The sequence below is a fragment of the Azospirillum sp. B506 genome (assembly GCF_000333595.1).
Classification (GTDB): domain Bacteria; phylum Pseudomonadota; class Alphaproteobacteria; order Azospirillales; family Azospirillaceae; genus Azospirillum.
This window is the reverse complement of sequence record NZ_BADK01000248.1, coordinates 1-3,630: the sequence shown is the minus strand read 5'-3', so window position 1 is coordinate 3,630 and position 3,630 is coordinate 1. Positions and strand designations below refer to the sequence as shown.

General features: G+C 66.3%; 2 protein-coding genes and 1 pseudogene. All 3 read left to right on the top strand.

Going from position 1 to position 3,630, the window contains the following annotated elements:
- A pseudogene (nuoF, locus tag I71_RS07755) lies at positions 1-1,239 on the top strand (NADH-quinone oxidoreductase subunit NuoF); the annotation flags it as partial.
- Positions 1,240-1,254: 15 nt separating this feature from the next.
- Entirely contained in the window at positions 1,255-3,318 is a 2,064-nt protein-coding gene (nuoG, locus tag I71_RS07750; RefSeq protein WP_042693509.1) for an NADH-quinone oxidoreductase subunit NuoG, read from the top strand.
- Positions 3,311-3,630: NADH-quinone oxidoreductase subunit H (locus I71_RS07745; protein ID WP_042693507.1), on the top strand; the 320-nt coding region annotated here is incomplete at its 3' end. The genes nuoG and I71_RS07745, both read left to right, overlap by 8 nt.

The window sequence follows — 3,630 nt, the reverse complement described above, 5'->3', positions numbered from 1 at the left end:
CTTCGGTCTTGACGGGGCCCGCAAGCGCGGTGACTGGGACAACACGGGTCCATCCTGGCCAATGCCCGGGAGTGGATCATCGAGCAGTGAAAGCAATCGGGGCTGCGCGGCCGCGGCGGCGCCGGCTTCTCGACCGGCATGAAGTGGTCCTTCATGCCGAAGAACGTGACCGACAAGCCCGTCTATCTCGTCATCAACGCCGACGAGGGTGAGCCCGGAACCTGCAAGGACCGCGACATCCTGCGCCACGATCCGCACAAGCTGATCGAAGGCTGCCTGATCGCCGGTTTCGCCATCGGCGCCAGCGCCTGCTACATCTATATCCGCGGCGAGTTCTACAACGAGGGCTCCAACGTCCAGCGCGCCATCGACGAGGCGTATGCGGCGGGGCTGATCGGCAAGAACGCCTGCGGCACCGGCTACAATTACGACGTCTACATCCACCGGGGTGCGGGCGCCTACATCTGTGGCGAGGAAACCGCGCTCATCGAGTCGATCGAGGGCAAGAAGGGGCAGCCGCGCAACAAGCCGCCGTTCCCCGCCCAGGCCGGTCTCTATTCCTGCCCGACCACGGTCAACAACGTCGAATCCATCGCCGTCGTTCCGACCATCCTGCGTCGTGGCGCTTCCTGGTTCGCCGGTCTCGGCCGTCCGAAGAACTCGGGCACCAAGCTCTTCTGCATCTCCGGGCACGTCAACAACCCGTGCAACGTGGAAGAGGAGATGGGCATCCCGCTGAAGGAGCTGATCGAGAAGCATGCCGGCGGCGTGCGCGGCGGCTGGGACAATCTGCTGGGCATCATCCCCGGCGGCTCGTCGGTCCCGGTCCTGCCGAAGTCGATCTGCGACACCGTGCTGATGGATTTCGACTCCTTGCGCGAAGTGCAGTCGGGCCTCGGCACCGCTGCGGTGATCGTGATGGACAAGTCCACCGACATCGTGAAGGCCATCGCCCGCCTGTCGCAGTTCTATGCCCATGAATCCTGCGGCCAGTGCACGCCGTGCCGCGAAGGCACCGGCTGGATGAACCGCGTCATGCAGCGCATGGTCACCGGCAACGCACGGATGGAAGAGATCGACATGCTGCTGCAGGTCACCAAGCAGGTCGAAGGCCACACCATCTGCGCGCTCGGCGACGCTGCCGCCTGGCCGATCCAGGGCCTGTTCCGCCACTTCCGCCCGGAAGTGGAGCGGCGCATCCAGGCCTACCGCAACAGCGCCCCGCTGGCGGCCGAGTAAGGAGTTCCCGTTCCCATGCCGAAACTGACCATCGACGGGATCGAGATCGAGGTCGAGCCGGGCACCTCGATCCTCCAGGCTTGCGAGCAGCTGGGGATCGAGATTCCGCGCTTCTGCTACCATGAGCGCCTCAGCGTGCCGGCGAACTGCCGCATGTGCCTTGTGGAGATGGAGCGCGCGCCCAAGCCGGTCGCGTCCTGCGCCATGCCCTGCGGCGACGGAATGGTCGTCCGCACCAACAGCGAGACCGTCCTGAAGGCCCGCAAGGGCGTGATGGAGTTCCTGCTGATCAACCACCCGCTGGATTGCCCGATCTGCGATCAGGGCGGCGAGTGCGATCTGCAGGACCAGGCCATGGCCTATGGCTTCGACCGCGGCCGCTACGGCGAGAACAAGCGGGCGGTCAAGGACAAGTATATGGGTCCGGTCATCAAGACCATCATGACCCGTTGCATCCACTGCACCCGCTGCGTCCGCTTCATCAACGAAGTTGCCGGTGTTCCCGATGTCGGCGCGGTCTATCGCGGCGAGCATATGGAGATCACCACCTTCGTCGAGAAGGCGATCGGCTCTGAGCTGTCCGGCAACCTTGCCGACGTCTGCCCGGTGGGTGCGCTGACCCACAAGCCCTACGCCTTCACGGCGCGTCCGTGGGAGCTGCGCAAGACCGAGACCATCGACGTCCTCGACGCCGTGGGGTCGAACATCCGCGTCGACTCCCGTGGTCCCGAGGTGATGCGCGTCCTGCCGCGCGTCAACGACGACATCAACGAGGAGTGGCTGAACGACAAGAGCCGCTACTCGTATGACGGTCTGAAGCGCCAGCGCCTGGATCGCCCCTACATCCGCCAGAACGGCAAGCTGGTCCCGGCCAGCTGGGCCGAGGCCTTCACCGCCATCGCGGCGCGTCTGAAGGGGCTGCCCGGCAACCGCGTCGCCGCCATCTCCGGCGATCTGGTCGATGTCGAGGCGCAGTTTGCCCTGAAGGAGCTGCTGTCGCGTCTGGGGTCGACCAGCCTCGACTGCCGCCAGGACGGTGCGCGGTTCGACACCTCGGTGCGCGCCGGCTATCTGTTCAACTCGGGCATCGCCGGCATCGAGAAGGCCGACGTCATCCTGCTGGTCGGCACCAACCCGCGCTGGGAAGGCACGCTGGTCAACGCCCGCATCCGCAAGCGCTATCTGGCGGGCGGCGTCACCATCGCCTCCATCGGCGAGCAGCGTGACCTGACTTACCCCTACAGCGTGATCGGTTCCGGTCCGGACACGCTGCAGCAGCTGGTCGACGGCAGCCACCCGTTCTCCGAGACGCTGCGCGCGGCCAAGAACCCGATGATCATCGTCGGCATGGGGGCCTTCCAGCGCACCGACGGTCTCGCGGTCCAGGCCGCAGCCCGTCTGGTCGGCGAGGTCTACGGCATGTTCCGCGACGACTGGAGCGGCTTCAACGTGCTGCACACCGCCGCGGCGCGCGTCGGCGGCATCGAAGCCGGCTTCCTGCCGGGCGAGGGCGGCCGCGACCTCCACGGCATCCTCGACGGCGCGTCGAAGGGCGAGATCGATTTCGTCTACCTGCTGGGTGCCGACGAGATCGACATGGCCAAGCTCGGCAACGCCTTCGTCGTCTACCAGGGCCACCATGGCGATGCCGGTGCCCACCGCGCCGACGTCATCCTGCCGGGTGCCGCCTACACCGAGAAGAACGCGGTCTACGTCAACACCGAGGGCCGCCCGCAGCTTGCACGCCTCGCGGTGTTCCCGCCTGGCGAAGCGCGCGAGGACTGGAAGATCGTCCGCGCCCTGTCGGAAGTCCTGGGCACCACGCTGCCCTTCGACACCCACGGCCAGCTGCGCCAGCGTTTGATGGCCGCCAACCCGATCTTCGGCGCGGTCGGTGAGACGACCGCGACGAGCTGGGCACCGTTCGGTGCGCAGGGTCCGGTCGATGCCGCCCCCTTCGTGACGCCGATCACCAATTTCTACATGACCGACCCGATCAGCCGGGCGTCGGTGACGATGGCCAACTGCACGGAAGCGCTGGTGGGCCCTGCTCAGGAGAGGACTGGCACCCATGGCTGAGTTCTGGAGCGGCTTTCTCCTGCCGCTGATCATTATGGTCCTGCAGATCCTGGCGATCACCGTGCCGCTGCTGGTTGCCGTCGCCTTCATGACCTATGCCGAGCGCAAGATCATGGGCGCGATGCAGATGCGCCAGGGTCCGAGCATCGTCGGTCCCTTCGGCCTGATGCAGCCCTTCGCCGACGGCCTGAAGCTGTTCGCCAAGGAACAGATCCTGCCGGAAGGCGCCAACCGCGTGGTGTTCTACATCGCGCCGATGCTGACCTTCTTCCTGGCGCTGATCGCCTGGGCGGTCATCCCGTTCGACTACGG